Source organism: Streptomyces sp. NPDC032721, assembly GCF_055579625.1.
Map to the genome: position 1 here is coordinate 1 of NZ_JBVIMX010000015.1, position 19,479 is coordinate 19,479.

General features: G+C 72.8%; 19 protein-coding genes. 4 read left to right on the plus strand and 15 right to left on the minus strand.

Going from position 1 to position 19,479, the window contains the following annotated elements:
* Nucleotides 1-240: 240 nt before the first annotated feature.
* From ACZ5PB_RS28495 to ACZ5PB_RS28530, 8 genes are all read right to left on the minus strand, one after another.
* Complete coding sequence (locus tag ACZ5PB_RS28495) at nucleotides 241-408, minus strand: hypothetical protein (protein ID WP_468694934.1); 168 nt, start codon at nucleotides 406-408, stop codon at nucleotides 241-243.
* 13 nt (nucleotides 409-421) lie between these two features.
* Nucleotides 422-1,018: a hypothetical protein gene (locus ACZ5PB_RS28500; RefSeq protein WP_468695299.1), complete on the minus strand. Its 597-nt coding sequence runs from the start codon at nucleotides 1,016-1,018 to the stop codon at nucleotides 422-424.
* 66 nt (nucleotides 1,019-1,084) lie between these two features.
* Complete coding sequence (locus ACZ5PB_RS28505) at nucleotides 1,085-2,608, minus strand: hypothetical protein (RefSeq protein WP_468694936.1); 1,524 nt, start codon at nucleotides 2,606-2,608, stop codon at nucleotides 1,085-1,087.
* Nucleotides 2,609-2,717: 109 nt separating this feature from the next.
* The gene (locus ACZ5PB_RS28510; RefSeq protein WP_468694938.1) at nucleotides 2,718-3,518 is read right to left on the minus strand and encodes a type III pantothenate kinase; all 801 of its coding nucleotides are present in this window, start codon (nucleotides 3,516-3,518) and stop codon (nucleotides 2,718-2,720) included.
* A gap of 3 nt (nucleotides 3,519-3,521) precedes the next feature.
* Nucleotides 3,522-4,565 carry a carboxylating nicotinate-nucleotide diphosphorylase gene (gene nadC, locus ACZ5PB_RS28515; RefSeq protein ID WP_468694939.1) on the minus strand — a complete coding sequence of 348 codons (1,044 nt, stop codon included), beginning with the start codon at nucleotides 4,563-4,565 and terminating at the stop codon, nucleotides 3,522-3,524.
* Nucleotides 4,562-6,301, minus strand: coding sequence for an L-aspartate oxidase (locus ACZ5PB_RS28520; protein ID WP_468694942.1), 1,740 nt, complete (start codon nucleotides 6,299-6,301; stop codon nucleotides 4,562-4,564). Before ACZ5PB_RS28520 ends, nadC begins: the two co-directional genes overlap by 4 nt.
* Entirely contained in the window at nucleotides 6,298-7,419 is a 1,122-nt protein-coding gene (gene panC, locus ACZ5PB_RS28525; protein WP_468694944.1) for a pantoate--beta-alanine ligase, read from the minus strand. Before panC ends, ACZ5PB_RS28520 begins: the two co-directional genes overlap by 4 nt.
* Nucleotides 7,416-8,363, minus strand: a complete 948-nt coding sequence (locus ACZ5PB_RS28530; protein WP_468694945.1) for a Rossmann-like and DUF2520 domain-containing protein — start codon at nucleotides 8,361-8,363, stop codon at nucleotides 7,416-7,418. Before ACZ5PB_RS28530 ends, panC begins: the two co-directional genes overlap by 4 nt.
* 207 nt (nucleotides 8,364-8,570) lie before the next feature.
* Between ACZ5PB_RS28530 and ACZ5PB_RS28535 the strand changes: the two genes are divergently transcribed.
* Nucleotides 8,571-9,743: a threonine aldolase family protein gene (locus ACZ5PB_RS28535; protein ID WP_468694946.1), complete on the plus strand. Its 1,173-nt coding sequence runs from the start codon at nucleotides 8,571-8,573 to the stop codon at nucleotides 9,741-9,743.
* On the opposite strand, the gene ACZ5PB_RS28540 is transcribed toward ACZ5PB_RS28535, so the two are convergent.
* Nucleotides 9,740-10,015 (minus strand): hypothetical protein, encoded by a 276-nt coding sequence (locus ACZ5PB_RS28540; protein ID WP_468694949.1) that lies wholly within the window; start codon nucleotides 10,013-10,015, stop codon nucleotides 9,740-9,742. The genes ACZ5PB_RS28535 and ACZ5PB_RS28540 overlap by 4 nt on opposite strands.
* Before the next feature lie 137 nt (nucleotides 10,016-10,152).
* On the opposite strand from ACZ5PB_RS28540, the gene ACZ5PB_RS28545 reads away from it, so the two are divergent.
* Nucleotides 10,153-11,277 (plus strand): DUF5937 family protein, encoded by a 1,125-nt coding sequence (locus ACZ5PB_RS28545; protein WP_468695301.1) that lies wholly within the window; start codon nucleotides 10,153-10,155, stop codon nucleotides 11,275-11,277.
* A gap of 78 nt (nucleotides 11,278-11,355) precedes the next feature.
* Here ACZ5PB_RS28545 and ACZ5PB_RS28550 read toward each other — a convergent pair whose 3' ends face one another.
* Entirely contained in the window at nucleotides 11,356-12,039 is a 684-nt protein-coding gene (locus ACZ5PB_RS28550; RefSeq protein ID WP_468694950.1) for a response regulator transcription factor, read from the minus strand.
* A gap of 47 nt (nucleotides 12,040-12,086) precedes the next feature.
* Nucleotides 12,087-13,277: a sensor histidine kinase gene (locus ACZ5PB_RS28555; RefSeq protein WP_468694951.1), complete on the minus strand. Its 1,191-nt coding sequence runs from the start codon at nucleotides 13,275-13,277 to the stop codon at nucleotides 12,087-12,089.
* Between the two features lie 106 nt (nucleotides 13,278-13,383).
* Between ACZ5PB_RS28555 and ACZ5PB_RS28560 the strand changes: the two genes are divergently transcribed.
* Nucleotides 13,384-14,406 (plus strand): SAM-dependent methyltransferase, encoded by a 1,023-nt coding sequence (locus ACZ5PB_RS28560; protein WP_468694953.1) that lies wholly within the window; start codon nucleotides 13,384-13,386, stop codon nucleotides 14,404-14,406.
* A gap of 73 nt (nucleotides 14,407-14,479) precedes the next feature.
* Nucleotides 14,480-15,637, plus strand: coding sequence for an NADH-quinone oxidoreductase subunit D (locus tag ACZ5PB_RS28565; protein ID WP_468694954.1), 1,158 nt, complete (start codon nucleotides 14,480-14,482; stop codon nucleotides 15,635-15,637).
* Between the two features lie 39 nt (nucleotides 15,638-15,676).
* Here ACZ5PB_RS28565 and ACZ5PB_RS28570 read toward each other — a convergent pair whose 3' ends face one another.
* The 4 genes from ACZ5PB_RS28570 to ACZ5PB_RS28585 all read right to left on the minus strand — a co-directional run bounded on the left by ACZ5PB_RS28570 (nucleotide 15,677) and on the right by ACZ5PB_RS28585 (nucleotide 19,379).
* Nucleotides 15,677-16,738 carry a hypothetical protein gene (locus ACZ5PB_RS28570; RefSeq protein ID WP_468694955.1) on the minus strand — a complete coding sequence of 354 codons (1,062 nt, stop codon included), beginning with the start codon at nucleotides 16,736-16,738 and terminating at the stop codon, nucleotides 15,677-15,679.
* 117 nt (nucleotides 16,739-16,855) lie between these two features.
* Nucleotides 16,856-17,842, minus strand: a complete 987-nt coding sequence (locus ACZ5PB_RS28575) for an ABC transporter substrate-binding protein (protein ID WP_468694956.1) — start codon at nucleotides 17,840-17,842, stop codon at nucleotides 16,856-16,858.
* Nucleotides 17,843-17,964: 122 nt separating this feature from the next.
* On the minus strand, nucleotides 17,965-18,633 hold the full coding sequence (locus ACZ5PB_RS28580) for an ABC transporter permease (protein ID WP_468694957.1): 669 nt from the start codon (nucleotides 18,631-18,633) through the stop codon (nucleotides 17,965-17,967).
* Between the two features lie 5 nt (nucleotides 18,634-18,638).
* On the minus strand, nucleotides 18,639-19,379 hold the full coding sequence (locus ACZ5PB_RS28585) for an ABC transporter permease (protein ID WP_468694959.1): 741 nt from the start codon (nucleotides 19,377-19,379) through the stop codon (nucleotides 18,639-18,641).
* Nucleotides 19,380-19,479: the final 100 nt, after the last annotated feature.

Here is a 19,479-nt window from a genome sequence, read left to right on the forward strand (position 1 = left end):
GGAACCGGACCGCAAGGACTCCATCCCGGCCCAGTCCAAGTAACCGCACCTGCACGCCTGCACGCCTGCACACCCGAGCACCCGCACCCGTGGTGGGGGGGGGGGGGAGGGGGGGGGGGGGGGGGGGGGGGGGGGGGGGTGGCGGGGGGGGGGGGGGGGGGGGGGGGGGGGGGGGGGGGGGGGGGTGTTTTTTCTCCCCCCCCCCCCCCCCCCCCCCCCCCCCCCCCTTCCCGCAGTTCTTCAGGCGCTCTCGGAGCGCTTCGCCTCCCGGGCATCCATCTGAGCGTCCAGGAGGGCGTCTTCCTTGGCCTTGTTGGAGCCGCCCTGCGTCTTGACGATCACCACGATGAGCGCGATGAAGAAGGCGGCCATCACCACCGGGGGCACGAGCGCGGAAACGTAGTCCATGCCCCCAGAGTAGCTAGCTCGCTTCCCGTTGCTCCCCGGGGGGCGCGGGCCGCTTGCGGGGCGGGAAGGCCTCGGCCGGGGTGGGCACCGGGCGCGGTGGCGCCGGCTTGGCCCCGGGGACCGGTCCGCCGGGGGCCGGCCTGGCCGGACCGGAGTCGGCGCGACCCCCGGGGAGGGCGGTCAGCCGGGTGCGCGGGGCCGGGGCGACCGGCGCGGCGAGCGGCGGCGTACCGGAGGTCGTACGGGCGAGCCTGGCGCGCACCGAGCGTTCGGCGATGCCCTGGCAGCGGGCCAGCAGGGCGGCCCCGAGCGGTGACCGGCGCAGCGAGCGCAGGGCGACGAGGTCGTCGGGCTGGGGTCGGTAGCCGGCCGCCAGCGCGTCCTGGAGGAGCTCCAGGTAGCCGGTGGTGGAGCCGGGCAGCGCGGCCCGGTAGCGGGCGAGATCGGCGAGCAGGAAGGCGCGCAGCCGCCCCGCCTCACTGATCGCTTCGTCCACCGAGTCGGCCAGGCGCAGGCATTCGCGCACCTCGTCGGCGGGGAGGGGGGCGGGGTGCAGGGCGAGGGCGAGGGCGCGTCGCAGCACACGCAATTCGTCTGCGCTGAACGCCATGCCGCCGCGGGAACCGTATGGCGTGGGCATGTGGTGACTTTAAGTGCTTACCGGACAAATATTGATTTACGGTGCATTGCTGGGCGCGTTGCCGCTGGTCCTGACGGTGACCGGGGCGTGGTCGTTGGAGGGGTTGCCATCGGTGCCCGCTGTCCCGGGGACGAGGTCGACGCGGCCGGTGGCGCCGGGGACGAGGCGGTCGATGCGGGCCTGGAGGAAGCCCGGGTTTCCGTAGGTGTCCAGGTAGCACCGGACCTTCTGCGGTCCCGCGTCCCCGCAGAAGGTGTCCTCCGAGGGGAGGTCCTCGCCCCGCTGCGGCAGCGGGGTGACGCCCTCGGGGAGGGTCAGCAGCAGCTCGCGGGGGACGGTCGTGCGGTGGCCGCCCTTGTGCAGGAAGGCGAGGGGCACCTGGACGGACACCGTCTCGCCGAGCCGCCCCTCGATGAGGAGCGGCGGCGCCTCGTAATCGGGTGCCGCGGCGGCGACCTCCTTGCCGGGCGTGATGCCGAACTCCAGGCCGCCCCGGTACTTCTCGGTCAGCTCCGAAGGCCCGCTTCCGCCCGCCGCCTCCGCCAGGCGCAGGACGGGCCCTTCACCGCGCGGGAGGTCCGGCCGCAGGCCCTTGCGCGCGTCGGGGGCGCCGGTCGGCCAGGCCGAGTAGGTCAGGGTGCCGCTGGCGGCGGGCAGCCCGCCGGGGTCCTTCGCCCCGGGGGCGAGGGCGGCCAGGAGCGGCTCCGGGAGGCGGTAGGTCCTGCCGTCGGTCACCGTGGTCCCGAAGTCGCACTCCGCGACGGTCGGGGCGGGTGCGCCGGACCCGGCCGTTCCGGGCTGGTCGTAGCGGCAGTTGCGGTGGCGGCTCGCGAAGTCCGCGCCGGTGAGCTCCAGTTGTACGGTCACGCCGGTGACGGGCAGGTCGCCCCGGTAGGTGAACTCGGGGTTGAACGCGACGGGCGAGCCGGAACTCAGGTCCGGGGCCTGCTTCACCGGCGCCTTGAGGAACACCGGGGAGCCGATGACCACGCGTGTGGTGCGCCGGAGGGAAGGACTGGACTTCTGGTGGATCGTCAGGTCGATCCGGCCCGCCGCGCCCACCGGGGCGCCCGGTGCGGCCCGGAGCCAGAACGGCATCCCGGAGCTCTTCCGCGACAGTTCCGGACAGGTGACGACGTAGCCCTGCCGGGTGCACTTCAGCCCCTCGCCGAGGGCGCCGAGCTCCACGCGTCCCCGGAGGGACGTCAGGTCGAAGACGTGCTTCACGTCGCGGGGCGGGGCGTCGGGGTTTTCGAGCATGTACTCCGCCTGGTAGCGGTCGCTGTGCTTGGTGACGTCGGCGGCGGGTGCGAGGTGGAGCAGGGCCGGGACGCGCCACCAGTTGTCCTTCACGGGTGCGGGGGCCGCGGTGGGGGTGGCGGACACGGGGGCAGGGCCGGGGGCGGAGCCGGGAGCGGTGGCTGAGCCGGGGGCGGTGGCCGTGCCGGAAGGGGCCGCCCCGCCGGTGGCCGGTCCGCCGCAGGCGGCCAGGAGCAGGAGCAGGAGGAGCAGCGCGGCGGCGCCGCCCCGTCCTGGCCGGGCTGTACGAGCCTTGGTCATGGCCCGTACGACCCGTGTCCGCGGAAGGGAGTTGTGCGCCTACGGGCGAAGCGCGCAACTCCCTTGCATCTCCGCCGTGTTCAGTGGCGGAAAAACCACATGCGGAGGGTCACATTCGGGCGATGTTGCGCTCGTACACCAGGCGCAGGCCGATCAGGGTCAGCCACGGTTCGTGTTCGTCGATCGCCGAGGACTCGCCGAGGATGATCGGGGCGAGGCCGCCGGTGGCGATGACGGTGACGTCCTCGGGGTCCTCGGGGGAGAGTTCGCGGGCCATCCGGGCGACGACCCCGTCGACCTGGCCGGCGAAGCCGAAGACGATGCCGGACTGCATGGCCTCGACGGTGTTCTTGCCGATGACGCTGCGCGGGCGGGCCAGTTCGATCTTGCGGAGCTGGGCGCCCCGGACGCCGAGGGCGTCGACGGAGATCTCGATGCCGGGGGCGATGACGCCGCCCACGTACTCGCCCTTCGCGGAGACCGCGTCGAAGGTGGTGGCGGTGCCGAAGTCGACGACGACCGCCGGGCCGCCGTACAGCTCGACGGCGGCGACCGCGTTGACGATGCGGTCCGCGCCGACCTCCTTGGGGTTGTCCATCAGGATCGGGACGCCGGTCTTCACCCCGGGTTCGACCAGGACGGCGGGGACGTCGCCGTAGTAGCGGCGGGTGACCTCGCGCAGTTCGTGCAGGACCGAGGGGACGGTGGCGCAGATGGCGATGCCCTCGATGCCGTCGCCGAGTTCGTTGCCGAGCATGGGGTGCATGCCCATCAGGCCCTGGAGCAGGACGGCGAGTTCGTCGGCGGTGCGGCGGGCGTCGGTGGAGATCCGCCAGTGCTCGACGATCTCCTCGCCGTCGAACAGGCCGAGGACGGTGTGGGTGTTGCCGACGTCGATGGTGAGGAGCATGGCTTACTTCGCCCCGTCCTGAGCGGCCTCGCGCAGGTCGAGGCCGATGTCGAGGATCGGGGAGGAGTGGGTGAGGGCGCCCACGGCCAGGTAGTCGACGCCGGTCTCGGCGTAGGCGCGGGCCGTGTCCAGGGTGAGGCGGCCGGAGGATTCGAGGACGGCGCGGCCCGCGACGAAGGTGACGGCCTCGGCGGTCTGCTCCGGGGTGAAGTTGTCCAGGAGGATCAGGTCGGCGCCCGCCTGGAGCACCTCGGCGAGCTGCGCGGAGGTGTCGACCTCGACCTCGATGGCGAGCTCGGGGAAGTTGTCCCGTACGAGCTTGAAGGCCTGGGCCACTCCCCCGGCGGCCACCACGTGGTTGTCCTTGACGAGGGCCGCGTCGGAGAGCGACATGCGGTGGTTGACGCCGCCGCCGCAGCGGACCGCGAACTTCTCCAGCGAGCGCAGGCCCGGGGTGGTCTTGCGGGTGTCGCGGACCTTGGCCTTCGTACCGTCCAGGACGTCGGCCCACGCGCGCGTGGCGGTGGCAATGCCGGAGAGGCGGCACAGGAGGTTCAGTGCGCTGCGCTCGCCGGTGAGGAGGTCACGGGTGCGGGTGGTGACGGTCAGCAGCTTCTGGCCCGCCTCGACGCGGTCGCCGTCCTCGACGTGCCGCTCGACCTCGAACTCGTCGGTGCAGACGATGGACAGGACCGTCTCGGCGATGCGCAGGCCCGCGACCGTACCGGCCTCGCGGGCGGTGAAGTCGCCGGTGGCTACGGCCTCTTCGGGGACGGTGGCCACGGTGGTGACGTCCGGGCCGTGGGCAAGGTCCTCGGCGAGCGCGACGTTGGCGATGTCCTCGACCTCGACGGGGTCCAGGCCCGCGTCCAGCAGGAGCTGGGCGAGGTGGGGGTCCAGTCCGCAGTCGGAGAGGTCGTAGGTGCCGTCCTCCTGGAGGCCGGAGCCGGTGCCCGCGTCCGCGCCGGAGCAGCCGCATGCGTCGCCGCAGCCGCCGCCGGCCGCGTCCGCCTGCGGGAGGAGCCGGGGGTTCTCGGGGGTGCTCACTGGTGCTGCTCCTTCGGGAGGGGGTGCTGGGGGGAGGTTTCCCGTACGGGTGGGAACGCGGCGGTCTCGGTGCGGTGCACCACCAGGCGGCGGTCCGGGGTCAGCCTGAGGACCAGGTGGCGCCGCCAGTCGGTGTCGTCGCGGTCGGGGCGGTCCTCGCGCCAGTGGCAGCCGCGGGTCTCCTCGCGCGCCAGGGCGGCGGCGACCAGGACGCGCGAGACGCACAGGAGGTTGGTGGTCTCCCAGGAGTCCACGCCTGGTTCGGCGGACTTGGCCGGGCCCGTGCGGTCGTGCGCCGCGTCGAGCGGTACGGCCTGTACTGCCTCCAGGGCGTCGGCGGCGGCGCGCAGGCTCTCGGCGGAGCGCAGGACTCCGGCGCCCTGCGACATCGTCTGCTGGATGCCGTGGCGGGCGTCCGGGGCGATGAGCGGCTGGACGGTGGCGGGCTCGGTGGGGGTGCCGGGGACGCGGGGCGCGGCCCCGGCCGCGGTGTCCGCGACGATGTCGTCCGCGATGCGCTCGGCGAAGACCAGGCCCTCCAGGAGGGAGTTGGAGGCGAGGCGGTTGGCGCCGTGGACGCCGGTGCAGGCGGCCTCGCCGCAGGCGTAGAGGCCCGGGACGGTGGTGCGGCCGTGCAGGTCGGTGCGGATGCCGCCGGAGGCGTAGTGGGCGGCGGGGGCGACCGGGATGGGTTCGGTGACCGGGTCGATGCCGTGGCTGCGGCAGGCGGCCAGGATGGTCGGGAAGCGGTTCGCCCACATCTCGGCGCCGAAGTGGCGGCCGTCGAGGTACATGTGGCTCGCGCCCTGCTCCTGCATGCGCCGCATGATCCCCTTGGCGACGATGTCGCGGGGGGCCAGTTCGGCGAGTTCGTGCTGCCCGAGCATGAAGCGGGTGCCGTCGGCGTCGACGAGGTGCGCGCCCTCGCCCCGTACCGCTTCGGAGACCAGCGGCTGCTGGCCCTCCGAGTCCGCGCCCAGGAACAGCACCGTCGGGTGGAACTGGACGAATTCGAGGTCGGAGACCTCGGCGCCCGCGCGCAGGGCGAGGGCGACGCCGTCGCCGGTGGAGACGGCGGGGTTGGTGGTGGCGGCGAAGACCTGGCCCATGCCGCCGGTGGCCAGGACGACGGCGGGGGCGTTGACCGCGCCGACGCCGTCGTGCTGGCCCTCGCCCATGACGTGCAGGGTGACGCCCGCGGTGCGGCCCTCGGCGTCCGTGAGGAGGTCGAGGACGAGTGCGTTCTCGACCGTACGGACGGCTCGTTCGCGGACCGCTTCGACCAGGGCGCGGGAGATCTCGGCGCCGGTCGCGTCACCGCCCGCGTGCGCGATGCGGCGGCGGTGGTGGCCGCCCTCGCGGGTGAGCTGGATGGCGCCGGACTCGGGGTCGGTGTCGAAGTGGGCACCGGTGTCGATCAACCGGCGTACGGCGTCCGGGCCTTCGGTGACCAGCAGGCGCACGGCCTCCTCGTCGCAGAGCCCGGCACCGGCCACGAGGGTGTCGTCCAGGTGCTGCTGCGGGGTGTCGCCCTCGCCGAGCGCGGCGGCGATGCCGCCCTGGGCCCAGCGGGTGGAGCCGTCGTCCAGACGGGCCTTGGTGACGACGACGGTACGGAGTCCCGCGGCGGTGCAGCGCAGGGCGGTGGTGAGTCCGGCGACGCCGGAGCCGACGACCACGACGTCGGCTTCGATCGACCAGCCGGGGGCGGGGGCGGCGAGGCGTATGCCGGTCACTGGGCTGCTCCTTGGGTTTCCCGGGGTGCTTGGGCCCCTTGGGCTGCTTCGGCTGCCTTGACTGCTTCGGTCGCGTCGCCGAAGAAGAGCGGGAGGTTGTCGATCAGGCGGGTGGTGCCGACCTTGGCCGCGACCGCGAGGATCGCCTCGCCGGTGTGGCCGTCGGGGACCTCGGTGAAGTCGGACGGGTCGACCAGCGCCAAGTAGTCCAGGACGAGCGGGGGTTCGCGGCGGGCCGCGTCTTCGAGGAGCGCGCGGGCGGCTTCCCGTACGGCCGTGGCGGTGGGGCGGTCGGCGTTCTCCACGGCGTGCGCGTCGGCGGCCTCGCGCTCCTCGCCGAGGGCGGCCAGGGCTTCGGCACGCGCGCGTGGGGCGAGTTCGGCGGCCGGGGCCTGTGCCCGTACGCGCGCGTGCAGCGCCTGCTGGGCGGCGAGGCGGTCGCGGCCCGCGAACAGGGCCGCCGAGAGGGCGAGTGCGGTACGGCGCTCGGGCTCGGAGAGGAAGCGGTTGCGGCTCGACAGGGCGAGGCCGTCGTCCTCGCGGACGGTGGGCACACCCTCGACGGTGACGGGGAAGTTCAGGTCGCGGGCCATCCGCCGGATCAGCGCGAGCTGCTGGGCGTCCTTCTGCCCGAACAGCGCGACGTCGGGTGCGGCCAGGTGCAGCAGCTTCGCGACGACGGTGAGCATGCCGTCGAAGTGGCCGGGGCGCACGGCGCCTTCGAGGCGCTCGCCCATCGGGCCCGCGCTGATGCGGACCTGGGGCTCGCCGCCCGGGTAGACCTCGTCGGCGGACGGCGCGAACACGGCGTCCGCGCCCGCGGCTTCGGCGATGCGGAGATCGGCGTCGAGAGTACGGGGGTAACGGTCGAGGTCCTCGTTCGCGCCGAACTGGAGGGGGTTGACGAAGACGGTGACGACCACCTGGCCGGGGGTGCCGTGCTCGTCGGCACGCGCGCGTGCCGTGCGGATCAGGGTCGCGTGGCCCTCGTGGAGGGCGCCCATCGTCATGACGACGACGCGGTGGCCGGTGCGCGGGAGGGCGGCCAGTTCGGCGGCGGTACGGACGAGGGCGGTGGCCGTGGTGGAGTGTGCGGTCGGTGTGATCGGCGCGGTCATCGCATGTCTCCCTCGGCCAGTACGCCCAGCAGGTCTTCGGCCAGTTCCGGCTTGAGCAGTCCGTGCGCCAGGGCGCGGTCCGCGGTGGTGCGGGCCATCGCGAGATAGCCCGCGACGGTCTGCGGGGCGTGCTTGCGCAGCTCCGCGACATGGGCGGCGACCGTGCCCGCGTCACCCCGTGCGACGGGCCCGGTGAGGGCGCCGTCGCCGGAGCGCAGGGCGTTGTCCAGGGCGGCGCCGAGGAGCGGGCCGAGCATCCGGTCGGGGGCGGCTACGCCTGCCGTGCGGAGCAGCTCCATCGACTGGGCGACCAGGGTGACCAGGTGGTTCGCACCGAGGGCGAGGGCCGCGTGGTAGAGCGGACGGGCCTCCTCCGCGATCCACTCGGGCTCGCCGCCCATCTCGATGACCAGCGCCTCGGCCGCGAGCCTGAGCTCCTCGGGGGCGGTGATCCCGAAGGAACAGCCCGCGAGGCGCTGGACGTCCACGGCGGTGCCGGTGAACGTCATCACGGGGTGCAGCGCCAGCGGCAGCGCGCCCGCGCGCAGGGCGGGGGCCAGGACGTCGGTCCCGTACCGCCCGGAGGTGTGCACGACGAGCTGTCCTGGGCGGATCGCGCCGGTCTCGGCGAGGCCCTCGACGAGACCGGGCAGCGCGTCGTCCGGGACGGTCAGCAGGACCAGATCGGCGTGGGCGAAGACCTCGGCCGGGGGGACCAGCGGGACGCCGGGCAGCAGCTCGGCGGCCCGGCGCACGGAGGCGTCCGAGACACCCGAGGCGGCGACGGGGCGGTGCCCGGCCTGGCGCAGCGCGGCGGCCAGGGTGGCGCCGACGCGGCCCGCGCCGACGACGCCGACGGTGAGCCGGGCGGGGCGGTCGGCGGGGTCGGGGTGGGGGGCGGGGCGGGGGTCGTGGCGGGGCTCTGGCTGGTGCGATGCGTTCACGCGGAAACGGCCTTCCGTTCCAGTCCGCAGGGGGTACCGGACGATTGCTCGTCATGCTACGCCAGGGGTTCGGAGGGTTCCTGGGGTGCGGTTCGCGGCGCTCCGCCCGGCCCCCGCGCCCCCGCTCCCGCCCGCCCCGCCGCAGATTTTCCACAGGCTGTGGGGAAAACCGGTTGCCTTGTCACAGGCGTTCGTCACCATCGACGGATGACCGACAGTGGCAGTACGGACGTCCCCAGCGGCAGCGACCAGTCCGACCCCCGGCAGCGCAGGCTGACCGCCTGGCGCGGTGCGACCCGGGTGCTCGCCCGCCTCCCCAGCGAGCGCCGGATCGGTGAGCGGCTGGCCGACCTCGTCGCGCACGGGTCCAGCGTGTACGACCTCGACGACTGGGCCGACCTCTACGGCGACCGCATCGTCGAGGAGCTGGAGCGCCGCACCGCCGAGCTCCTGGGCACCGAGGCCGCCGCCTTCTTCCCCACCGGCACCATGGCCCAGCAGGTCGCGCTGCGCTGCTGGGCCGCCCGTACCGGGAACCCGGTCGTCGCGCTGCACCCCCGCGCCCACCCCGAGCAGCACGAGCGGGGCGCCTTCCCCTCGGTGAGCGGTCTGCGCACCGTGCACCCGACGTCCGAGCCCCGGCTGCCCACGGCCGAGGAGGTCCGCGGCTTCGACGAGACCTTCGGGTCGCTGATGCTCGAACTGCCGCTGCGCGAGCCCGGTTTCGTGCTCCCGACCTGGGAGGAACTGACCGAGGTCGTGGCGGCGGCCCGGGAGCGGGACGCGGTCGTCCACTTCGACGGGGCCCGGCTGTGGGAGTGCACCCCGCACTTCGGGCGGTCCCTGGCGGAGATCGCGGCGCTCGCGGACAGCGTCTACGTGTCGTTCTACAAGTCGCTCGACGGCATGTCGGGGGCGGCGCTGGCCGGACCCCGGTCGCTGATCGACGAGGCGAGGACCTGGCGGCACCGCTACGGGGGCGCCGTCGCCCAGCAGTACCCGGCGGTGCTGAGCGCACTGCTCGGCCTGGAGCGGGAACTGCCCCGGCTGCCGGAGTACGTGGCGCACGCGAAGGTGGTCGCCGAGGCGGTCGGGAAGGGGCTCGGGGCGGCGAAGGTGCCGTGGTTCCGGATGCGCCCGGAGGTCCCGCACACGCATCAGTTCCAGGTGTGGCTGCCGTACGACGCCGAGGTGCTGACCGAGGCGGCCGTACGGCAGGCCGAGGAGACGGGGACGGCCCTGTTCCACCAGTGGCACCCGTGCCCGGAGGGGCCGGATGGGATCGCGGTGACGGAGCTGACGGTGGCGTCCCAGGGGCTGGAGTGGACGGAGGAGGACGTGGTGGCTGCGGTGGCCGAATTCACCGGTCGGATCGGCTAGTTGCAGTCGGCGGTACGCCGTGCACGGGCGGCGGCGGTGACACCGCCGGCCAGCCGGTTGGCCAGCCGGGTGGCCAGCCTGGCGACGGCGGACCTGCCGTAGGTGTGGGCCGGGCGGCCCTCGATCACCGCGCGGAAGCGGAGGTCGTCGCGGACGGTGTCGCGCAGTTCGGCGACGGTCCGCCAGTCGTGCTGTCCGGGGGCGGGCGGGGTGGGGGTGCCGTGCTGGGCGGCGCGGTAGGCGTCGAACATGTGCTGCTGGGATGCGTTCATGGCCCTCACGCTGCGCCCGGTCAAGACCGGACGGCCAACCGATTGGCGGGGAACGTCAATCGGTGTCCGTTGGATTGACGTCCGCCGTCAATCCACGGCCCGTTGTCGGTGGTGGCGTGCACCATGGGGTCATGAGCGTGTCCATCGACATCCACGGCCTGCCGCCCGAGCGGATCGACTTCGCGATCTCGCCGCTGGCCGAACTGGGCATGGCCCTGCACGCCCTGTGCGAGCCCGGCCACCACCCCAAGCACCACGGCTGGGCGACGGCGACCTCCGCCGGGCTGAAGCCGGACCTCGCGGACCGGCTGACCGAGGCGGACTTCCTGTGGCGGACGACGTTCTCGGACATCTTCCTGCCGTTCGGGGCGCTCCCCGCGGAGGGCCCGGACGCGGCCCGGGGGCCGGGGGCGACGATGGCCGAGGACCTGGACCTGCTCGACCGGCTGGACGACGAGACGTTCGTGACGGCGGCCCTGGAGTTCACCTGCTCCAGCCTGTACACGGTGGACGGCCCCTCCCCGCTGACCGACCCCGCGCTGCGCGCCCGCGCCCTGGAGCTCGCCGCCGCCCGGGGCCCCCAGCAGGTCGACTTCACCACCCGTCTGCTGGACGACCCGGGCACGGTCAGGCGCTGGCTGCGGCGGCTCTTCGAGGACTGCGACGAGGCGTTCTTCGCCGACACCTGGAACCGGGTGCGGGTCCAGCTCGCCGCCGACGCCCGGCACAAGACGGAACTGCTGCGCCGCAGGGGCCTGCCGGAGGCACTCCAGTCGGTGTCCCCCGCGCTCGCCCTGGACGAGGCCGCCGGGCGCATCCGGGTGGACAAGCTGACCGAGGGCCACACCTCCGCCCTCGACAGGCCCGGCGGCAACGGACTCACCCTGGTGGGCTCCAGCTTCGGCTGGCCGCACCTGCTGGTGCTGCACGCCCCGCGCTGGCGGCCGGTGATCCACTACCCGGTGGGCACGCCCGACATGACCTCACCGGGCTCCACCGAGCTGCTCCAGCGGCGGATGGAGGCGCTGGCCAACCCGATGCGGATGCGGCTGTGCAGACTGCTGGCGCGCACCCCGTACACCACGGGCGAACTGGCCGATTCGTACGGCATCACCGCACCCGAGGTGTCCCGGCACCTGGCCGTGCTGAAGAAGGCGGGCCTGATCACCACGCGCAGGCGCGGCCGGTACGTACTGCACCAGCTGGACGTGTCGGTGGTGGCGCGGCTGGGCAGCGACTTCCTGGAGGGGGTGCTCAGGTAGCCGTCAGGCGGTGGGACCGTCAGGCGGGTGGGGCCGGTGGGGCCGGTGGGGCCGTCAGGCGGTGCCGGGCGGTGCTCCTCAGGCGGTGCCGGGCGAGCCTCCGGCCCGCACCAGCCCGGTCTCGTACGCGAGGACGACGACCTGCACCCGGTCGCGCAGCCCCAGCTTGGTGAGGATGCGGCCGACGTGCGTCTTGACGGTGGCCTCGGACAGCACCAGCCGGGCGGCGATCTCACCGTTCGACAGCCCCTGGGCGACCAGCAGCATCACCTCGCGCTCGCGCTCGGTGAGCTTCCCGACCTCCTTGTGCTGCGGCTCCTTGCCGGTGCTGGGCAGCATCGTGGAGAAGCGGTCGAGGAGCCTGCGGGTGGTGGACGGGGCGACGACCGCGTCCCCGCTGTGCACGGAGCGGATCGCGGCCAGCAGCTCGGCCGGCGGCACGTCCTTCAGCATGAACCCGCTGGCCCCCGCCTGGAGCCCGGAGAAGGCGTACTCGTCGAGGTCGAAGGTGGTCAGGATGAGCACCTTGGGCGGGTCCTGGGCCGCGCAGATCTGCCGCGTCGCCTCCACCCCGTCCAGCCTGGGCATCCGTACGTCCATCAGGACGACGTCCACCGCCGTGGTCCGCAGGATGTCGATCGCCTCCTGCCCGTCGCCCGCCTCCGCGACGACCTCCATGTCCGGCTGGGCGGCCAGGACCATCCGGAATCCGGTGCGCAGCAGCATCTGGTCGTCGACGAGCATGACGCGGATCGGCGGCATTGGGGGACCTTCCGGACTGCGGTTGAGGGGCGGGTCGTACGGGGTGTTCAGTGCGCGGGCTTGAGCGGGAGCAGTGCGCTGATCCGGAAGCCGCCGCCGGGGCGCGGCCCCGCGTCCAGTGTGCCGCCGACCATACCGACCCGCTCCCGCATGCCGATCAGGCCGTGGCCCTGGCCGTCCGCGCCGCCGTCCTCGTACAGCTCGTGGGAGGCGCCCCGGCCGTCGTCCTCGACGAGCAGACCGAGCCCGTCGTCGAAGTAGACGAGCCGGACGCTGGCGCCCGCTTCGGGCCCGCCGTGCTTGCGGGTGTTGGTGAGTGCTTCCTGCACGATGCGGTACGCGGTCAGCTCGACGCCGCTGGGCAGCGGGCGGGCGGTGCCCTCGACCTTGAAGTCGACGGTCAGCCCGGCGACGCGCACCTGTTCCACCAGGTCCTCGATCTGCTGGACGTCGGGCTGCGGCACGTACTCGCCGACCTCCTGGTGTTCGCCGGTGCGCAGTACGCCGAGCAGCCTGCGCATCTCGGCGAGCGCCTGGCGGCCGGTCGTCGAGATGGTCTCCAGGGCCTGCTTGGCCTGGGCGGGCGAGGCGTCCATGACGTACGCGGCGCCGTCGGCCTGCACCACCATCACCGACACGTTGTGCGCGACGACGTCGTGCAGTTCGCGGGCGATCCGGGCCCGTTCGGCGGCGACGGCGACCTTGGCCTGCGCCTCGCGCTCCCTCTCCAGCCGGGCGGCCCGCTCCTCCAGCTGCGCGAAGTACGCGCGCCGGGTGCGCATCGAGTCGCCGAGCACCCAGGCCAGCACGAACGGCACGGTCAGGAACACCGCGAACGCGATCGGCGCGGCCGAGTCGCCCTTCTCCACCGGCCAGCGGACCTGCGAGAGCGTGCCGGCCACCAGCGAGGCGCCGAGCGCCAGCCGGGACGACCAGCGGGCCCCTACCGCGGCCACCGTGTAGACGGTGGCGAACATCGCGAGGTTGGTGGCGTTGGGCGGGATGTCGAACGCGATCTGGGCCAGCCCGGTCGCGATCGACAGCAGCAGCATCTTCTCCGGGGCACGGCGGCGCAGCGCCACCGTGAGGCACATCAGGACGTCGCAGACCAGCATCACGCCGAGCCAACGCCCGTCGAAGGAGGCGGCAGACATCACGGACAGCCCCAGGAGCATCACAGCCCAGAAGCTGTCGACGCCCGTCGGGTGTCTGCGGATGAAGTCGTAGAGGCGCTGCACACCACCAGCGTAGGGAAACCGCAGAGGTCAATGGGTCAACCGGAGGGGCGATCCGCTGCCCCGGCCACTACTCCCCAAGGTGGAGACCAAGTAGAGACTGGGTGCCGTGAGAGACGAGAAAAAGCACGAACTGTCCGAGTGGCGTGGGTGGCGCGGGTGGCGGGAGGCGACGGAGCGGGCGCTGTACGGTCCGGCCGGTTTCTACGTCCGCCCGGACGGCCCGGGTCCCTCCGGCCACTTCCGTACCTCCGTGCACGCCTCCCCCTTGTTCGCGGGCGCGGTGGCCCGGCTGGTCCTCGACACGTACGAGGCGCTGGGCGGGCCGTCCGGCGGCCTCGACCTGGTGGACGTCGGCGCGGGCCGGGGCGAGCTGCTGGCAGGGGTGCTGGCGGCGCTTCCCCCGGGCCTCGAAGTGCGCCCGTACGCCGTCGAACTGGCCGGCCGCCCGGCCGGACTGGACCACCGCATCGAGTGGTGCCACGAGCCGCCCACGGGTGTCACCGGTCTGGTCTTCGCGAACGAGTGGCTGGACAACGTGCCGGTGGACGTCGCGGAGGCGGACGAGGAGGGGCGGGTGCGGTACGTGGAGGTCGGCGCGGACGGCACGGAGCGGCTCGGCCCCGAGGTGACGGGCCCTGACGCGGCGTGGCTGGCGCGGTGGTGGCCGCTGTCGGGGCGCCCCGGCCACCGTGCGGAGATCGGGCGGCCCCGGGACGAGGCGTGGGCGGCGGCGGCCGGGACCCTGGTGGCGGGGCGGGCGGTGGCCGTCGACTACGCACACGTACGGGAGTCGCGTCCGGCGTTCGGGACGCTGACCGGTTTCGCGTCCGGGCGGGAGGTCAGGCCCGTGCCGGACGGCACGTGCGACCTCACCTCGCACGTGGCGCTGGACGCGTGCGCGGCGGTGGTCCGGCCCGACGACGACGCCGGTTCCGTCACCCTGACCACCCAGCGCGAGGCCCTCCAGCGCCTCGGCGTGACGGGCACCCGCCCGCCCCTCTCGCTCGCCTCGACGGACCCGGCGGCGTACCTCCGAGCACTCTCCTCGGCGGGCGAGGCGGCGGAGCTGGTGGCGCGGGGCGGGCTGGGGGACTTCGGCTGGCTGACGGTGACCGTAGGGGGACGGTGACCGTGGGGAGACGGTGACCGTAGGAGGACGGTGACCGTAGGGGGATGCGGACCGGCGGGAGATACTGTCCCGCATGACGCAGACGCCCCCGCAGACGACCACCGTCGGCATCGGTGGTGCCGCCGACTCCACCGACATGGTGCTCAACATCGGCCCCCAGCACCCCTCCACTCACGGCGTCCTGCGCCTCAAGCTGGTCCTCGACGGCGAACGCATCCAGCACGCCGAGCCCGTCATCGGCTATATGCACCGGGGTGCCGAGAAGCTCTTCGAGGCGCGCGACTACCGCCAGATCATCATGCTGGCCAACCGTCACGACTGGCTGTCCGCGTTCTCCAACGAGCTCGGCGTCGTGATGGCCGTCGAGCGGATGCTCGGCATGGAGGTCCCGGAGCGCGCCGTCTGGACCCGTACGCTGCTCGCCGAGCTGAACCGGGTGCTCAACCACCTGATGTTCCTCGGCTCGTACCCCCTGGAGCTCGGCGGGATCACCCCCGTCTTCCACGCGTTCCGCGAGCGCGAGGAGCTGCAGGCCGTCATGGAGGAGATCTCCGGCGGGCGCATGCACTACATGTTCAACCGGGTCGGCGGCCTCAAGGAGGACCTCCCGCTCGGCTGGCTCGGCCGGGCCCGCGACGCCGTCGCGTCCGTCCGCTCCCGGATGGACATCTACGACAACCTCGTCCTCGGCAACGAGATCTTCCGGGGCCGCACCCGCGACATCGGCGTGCTGTCGGCGGAGGCCGTCCACGCGTACGGCGTCTCGGGGCCCATCGCCCGTGCCTCCGGGGTCGACTTCGACCTGCGCCGCGACGAGCCGTACCTCGCGTACGGCGAACTCCAGGACACCCTCAAGGTCGTCACGCGCGAGGAGGGCGACTGCCTGGCCCGCTTCGAGTGCCTGCTGGAGCAGACCCACAACGCGCTCGACCTCGCCGACGCCTGCCTCGACCGGATGGCCGACCTGGCGCCGGGGCCGATCAACCAGCGGCTGCCCAAGGTCCTCAAGGCCCCCGAGGGCCACACCTACGCGTGGACCGAGAACCCGCTCGGCATCAACGGCTACTACCTGGTCAGCAAGGGCGAGAAGACGCCGTACCGGCTCAAGCTCCGCTCGGCGTCCTTCAACAACATCCAGGCGCTGACCGAACTGCTGCCGGGGACGCTGGTCGCGGACATGGTCGCGATCCTCGGCTCGCTGTTCTTCGTCGTCGGCGACATCGACAAGTAAGCGGCGAACAGCGTCAAGCGGCGGACGCCGTACGGCGGTTCAGGAGCTGACCGCGCTCCTGAGCCCCGTCACGTCGAGCTGCTCGGTCTCGTCGTGCGCGGTCAGGTCGATGACCTCGCCGATCGCGTCGCTGTCCACGCCCGCGCGGGACGAGCGGTGCACCGCCAGGGCCTCCTCGCCGACGACGTCCGCGAGGTCCTCCTGCTGGACGGACTCCTGCACCGACTCCTGCACGGACTGCTGGACCGTTTCCTGAACGGCCGTGCCGAAGAAGTCGAAGCCGCCCTGCTTGCGCACGGCGGGCAGGTTCTGCGGTGCGTACGGTGCGAGGGCCGACGACGGGCGCGTGTGTTCCCGCGCTTCCCGGTCCTTTACGGGGGCCGGAGCCACCGGTACGGGAACCTGAACCGGAGCGACCGGTACCGGCACCGGAGTCAGCGCCTCCGCGTCGATCCGCGCCGGAGCCTGCGCCGGAACGCGCACCTCCACCTGGGCGGCCACCGCAGCGGCCACCCGCGCGGCCTCGGCCGCCCTGCGCTGCACCTCCGCGTTGCGCCCCAGGTTCTCCAGCGCCGCGGCGGCCCGCATGTACGCGGCGGGGGTCGGGGTGGACGTGGCGGCGGTGAGCTCCTTCGCCGGGGCCGAGGCCGCCAGCGCCGCGAGCTGGCGGCGGCCCTCCAGGGCGGTGGCCCGCTCGGTCTCGGCGGTCGCGTAACGGCGCAGCAGCGCGGCATGCTCGTTGCGCAGCTTGGCCAGCTCGATGCGCTTGGCGCGCAGCTTGGCCTCCAGCTTCACCCGCAGCGCCCGCGACTCCTCAAGGTCACCCTCGATGTCGGCGATGCGCTCCTCGGTCTTCCACCCGTCGGCCTCGCGGGCCCGGTTGAGCTCGGCGACCTTGAGTCCGGCCTTGCGGTCCCAGCCGCGCATCAGCGCCGCACCGGTCACGGCGGCGGCCGCCGTGGCCGCGACGAGGAGCCGCAGCACCAGGGGTTCCGCCACGAACCAGGCACCGGCGGCGCACACGAGTGAGCAGCCCGCTACCGCCGACGGAGGGAGCAGCTTGTGCAGGGGCGGGGAATGGCGGTGGCGTCCACGTGGCATGGCTCGAAATTTACCGTGTGCGGGACACGGATGGGGCACCACCCGGCAATCTGTTCCCGTGCGGTTACCCGGGAAACAGTACGTATCAGCCCGGGCGGTGCCCCAACTCGCGCTTCTTTACTTCTTGATGAGGTTCTTCGACTCCAGATAGGCCTTCGCGACATCGGCCGGCTTGGCGCGCTCGATGTCCACCTTGCGGTTGAGTTCACCGAGATCGGCCGTGGTCAGAACCTTGGTGAGCTTGCCGAGCGCCTCGGCGACGGCGGGGTCGCCCGCCTCCTTGGCGTTGACCACGGGCAGCAGGTTGTCGGCGTTCTGCAGCTTCTTGTCGTCCTCAAGGAAGACGAGCCCGAAGCTGTCGATGGTGGCGTCCGTGGTGGTGGTCAGGACGAGCTGGTCCTCACCGTCCTTGACGGCCTGCTTGGACTGCGGGGTGCCGACACCCTTGGGGTCAATACCGGAGACGTCGATTCCGTATTTCGACTTGAGGCCCGGCGCGCAGAACGGCCGGATCTCGCATTCGTCGCCCGCCGCGATCTTGACCTTGAGCTTGGACTTCCCTAGGTCGGAAAGGGTCTTGAGCTTGTTCTTCTCGGCGAATTCCTTGGTCACCGCAAAGGCGTTCTGGTCGACGGCCTCCCCGGCGGGCAGCACCTTCAGCCCGAGCGGCCCCGCCAGCTTTTCCAATGCGGCCACAGTGGCGGTCACATCGCTGGACGCCAGCGGCTTCTTCTCCGCCTCCTTGGCACCGTTCACCTTGGCGTTGAGGAATTCGGTGAGGGTCGCCGCGTACTCGGGTACGACGTCTATCTCGCCCTTCTCCAGCGAAGGCTCGTACAGCTCGCGGTTCTTGACGACGGTCACCGAGGTGCCGTACCCGGCGTCCTTGAGGACCAGTGCGTACAGCTCGGCGAGCACCTTGGACTCGGTGAAGGCGGCGGCACCGACCACCAGCGAGCCCTTCTTGCCTGCCCCGGCGGAGCCGGCGGAGCCGCCGCCCGGCGTGCCCTTGCTCTCCAGGCTTTCGCCGCCGCACGCGGCGAGCGAACCGGTCAGTGCCACCAGGCCGACTACCGCACCCGCGAGGCGTGAGGTCTTACTCATGAGGGTTCACCATCCAAGGAATGCACGAAGTGCAGGAACAGGGGACTTGAGGAGTCGAGGAGTCGGGGAGCAGGAGGTGCGCGCGGGACGCCGTCGGCCCGCCGCACCCGCACCCGCACCCGTCACACGGTCTTGCGCAGCGGAGAGAACAACCGGCCCAGCAGCACCAGTGCCCCCTCCACCAGCAGCGCGAGCAGCGCCACGAGGATCGCCCCCGCGACGACCTGTGCCGTGTCGTACGTGTTGAACCCGGCGGTGATGATCCGGCCGAGCCCGCCCTGTCCGACCATCGCCGCGATCGAGGCGGTGGCCACGACCTGGACGGCGGCCGACCGCAGCCCGGTCATCACCAGCGGGTACGCGAGCGGCAGTTCGACCCGGACGAACAGCTGCCTGCCGTCCATCCCCATGCCCCGGGCGGCCTCCACCACGGCCCGGTCCACCTCCCGCATCCCCACGTACGCGTTGGTCAGCAGCGGCGGCACCGCGAACAGCACCAGCGCGATGACCGTCGGTACGTACCCCGCGGAGCGCAGCGGCGAGACCATGAAGAGCGCGAGCACCGCGAACACCGGAACGGCCCGGCCCACGTTGGAGATGTTGACCGCGAGCGCACCCCCCTTGCCGAGGTGCCCGAGCAGGAAGGCCAGCGGCAGCGCGAGCGCGCAGGCGATGAGGAGCGCGACCCCGCTGACGTACAGATGCTCCGTCAGCCGGGTCCAGACCCCGCCGTCCCCCGACCAGTTGGAGCCGGTCATCAGCCAGGTCCAGGCCTCGCCGAGCACACCCATCGCGATCAGCCCGCCTCAACAGCCGCAGAAGTCTTCCGTATGCGAGCCGACAGCGGCTCGCGCTTGGCGCGGGACACCCGGGTCCACGGCGTCAGCACTCGCTGCACCCCGAGCAGCAGCAGGTCGGCGACCAGGGCCAGCAGCACGCACAGCACGGAGGCGGCCAGCACCTGCGCCTTGAAGAAGGTGGGCAGCGCGTCCTCGATGAGATTGCCGAGCCCGCCCCTGCCGACGATCGAGCCGACCGTCGTCAGCGCGACCGTCGACACGGTCGCGATCCGCACCCCGGCCATCACCGCGGGGAGGGCGAGGGGCAGTTCGACCTCCCAGAGCATGCGCCACGCCCCGTACCCCATCCCGCGCGCGGCCTCCCGCGCCTCTTGAGGTACCGCTTCGAGTCCGGCCAGGATGTTCCGTACGAGGATCGTCAGGGAGTAGAGCACCAGACCGGTGATCACGAGCGCCGAGCTCAGTCCGAACAGCGGCAGCAGCAGCGAGAACATCGCCAGCGAGGGGACCGTGTAGAGGATGGTGGTCAGTCCGAGCACCGGTCCCGCGAAGCGCTTGCTGCGCCGGGCGAGCAGCGCCAGCGGGAAGGCGACGGCCAGGCCGATCAGCACCGAGGCCGCCGTGATCCAGACGTGCTGGACGGTGGCGTCGGTCAACTCCTGGCCGCGGGTCCGCAGATACTCGCCGCAGATCCAGTCATTGGTCACCAGACAGCTCTGGCCGTCGACTGCGCTCACGCGTCCCCACCTCCCCCGTCGGGCCGATTCCAGTCGTACGAGAACGTATGTTCAAGACCATAGCCCGGGGCACTGACAACCGCTTCGGGCCGCCACATCC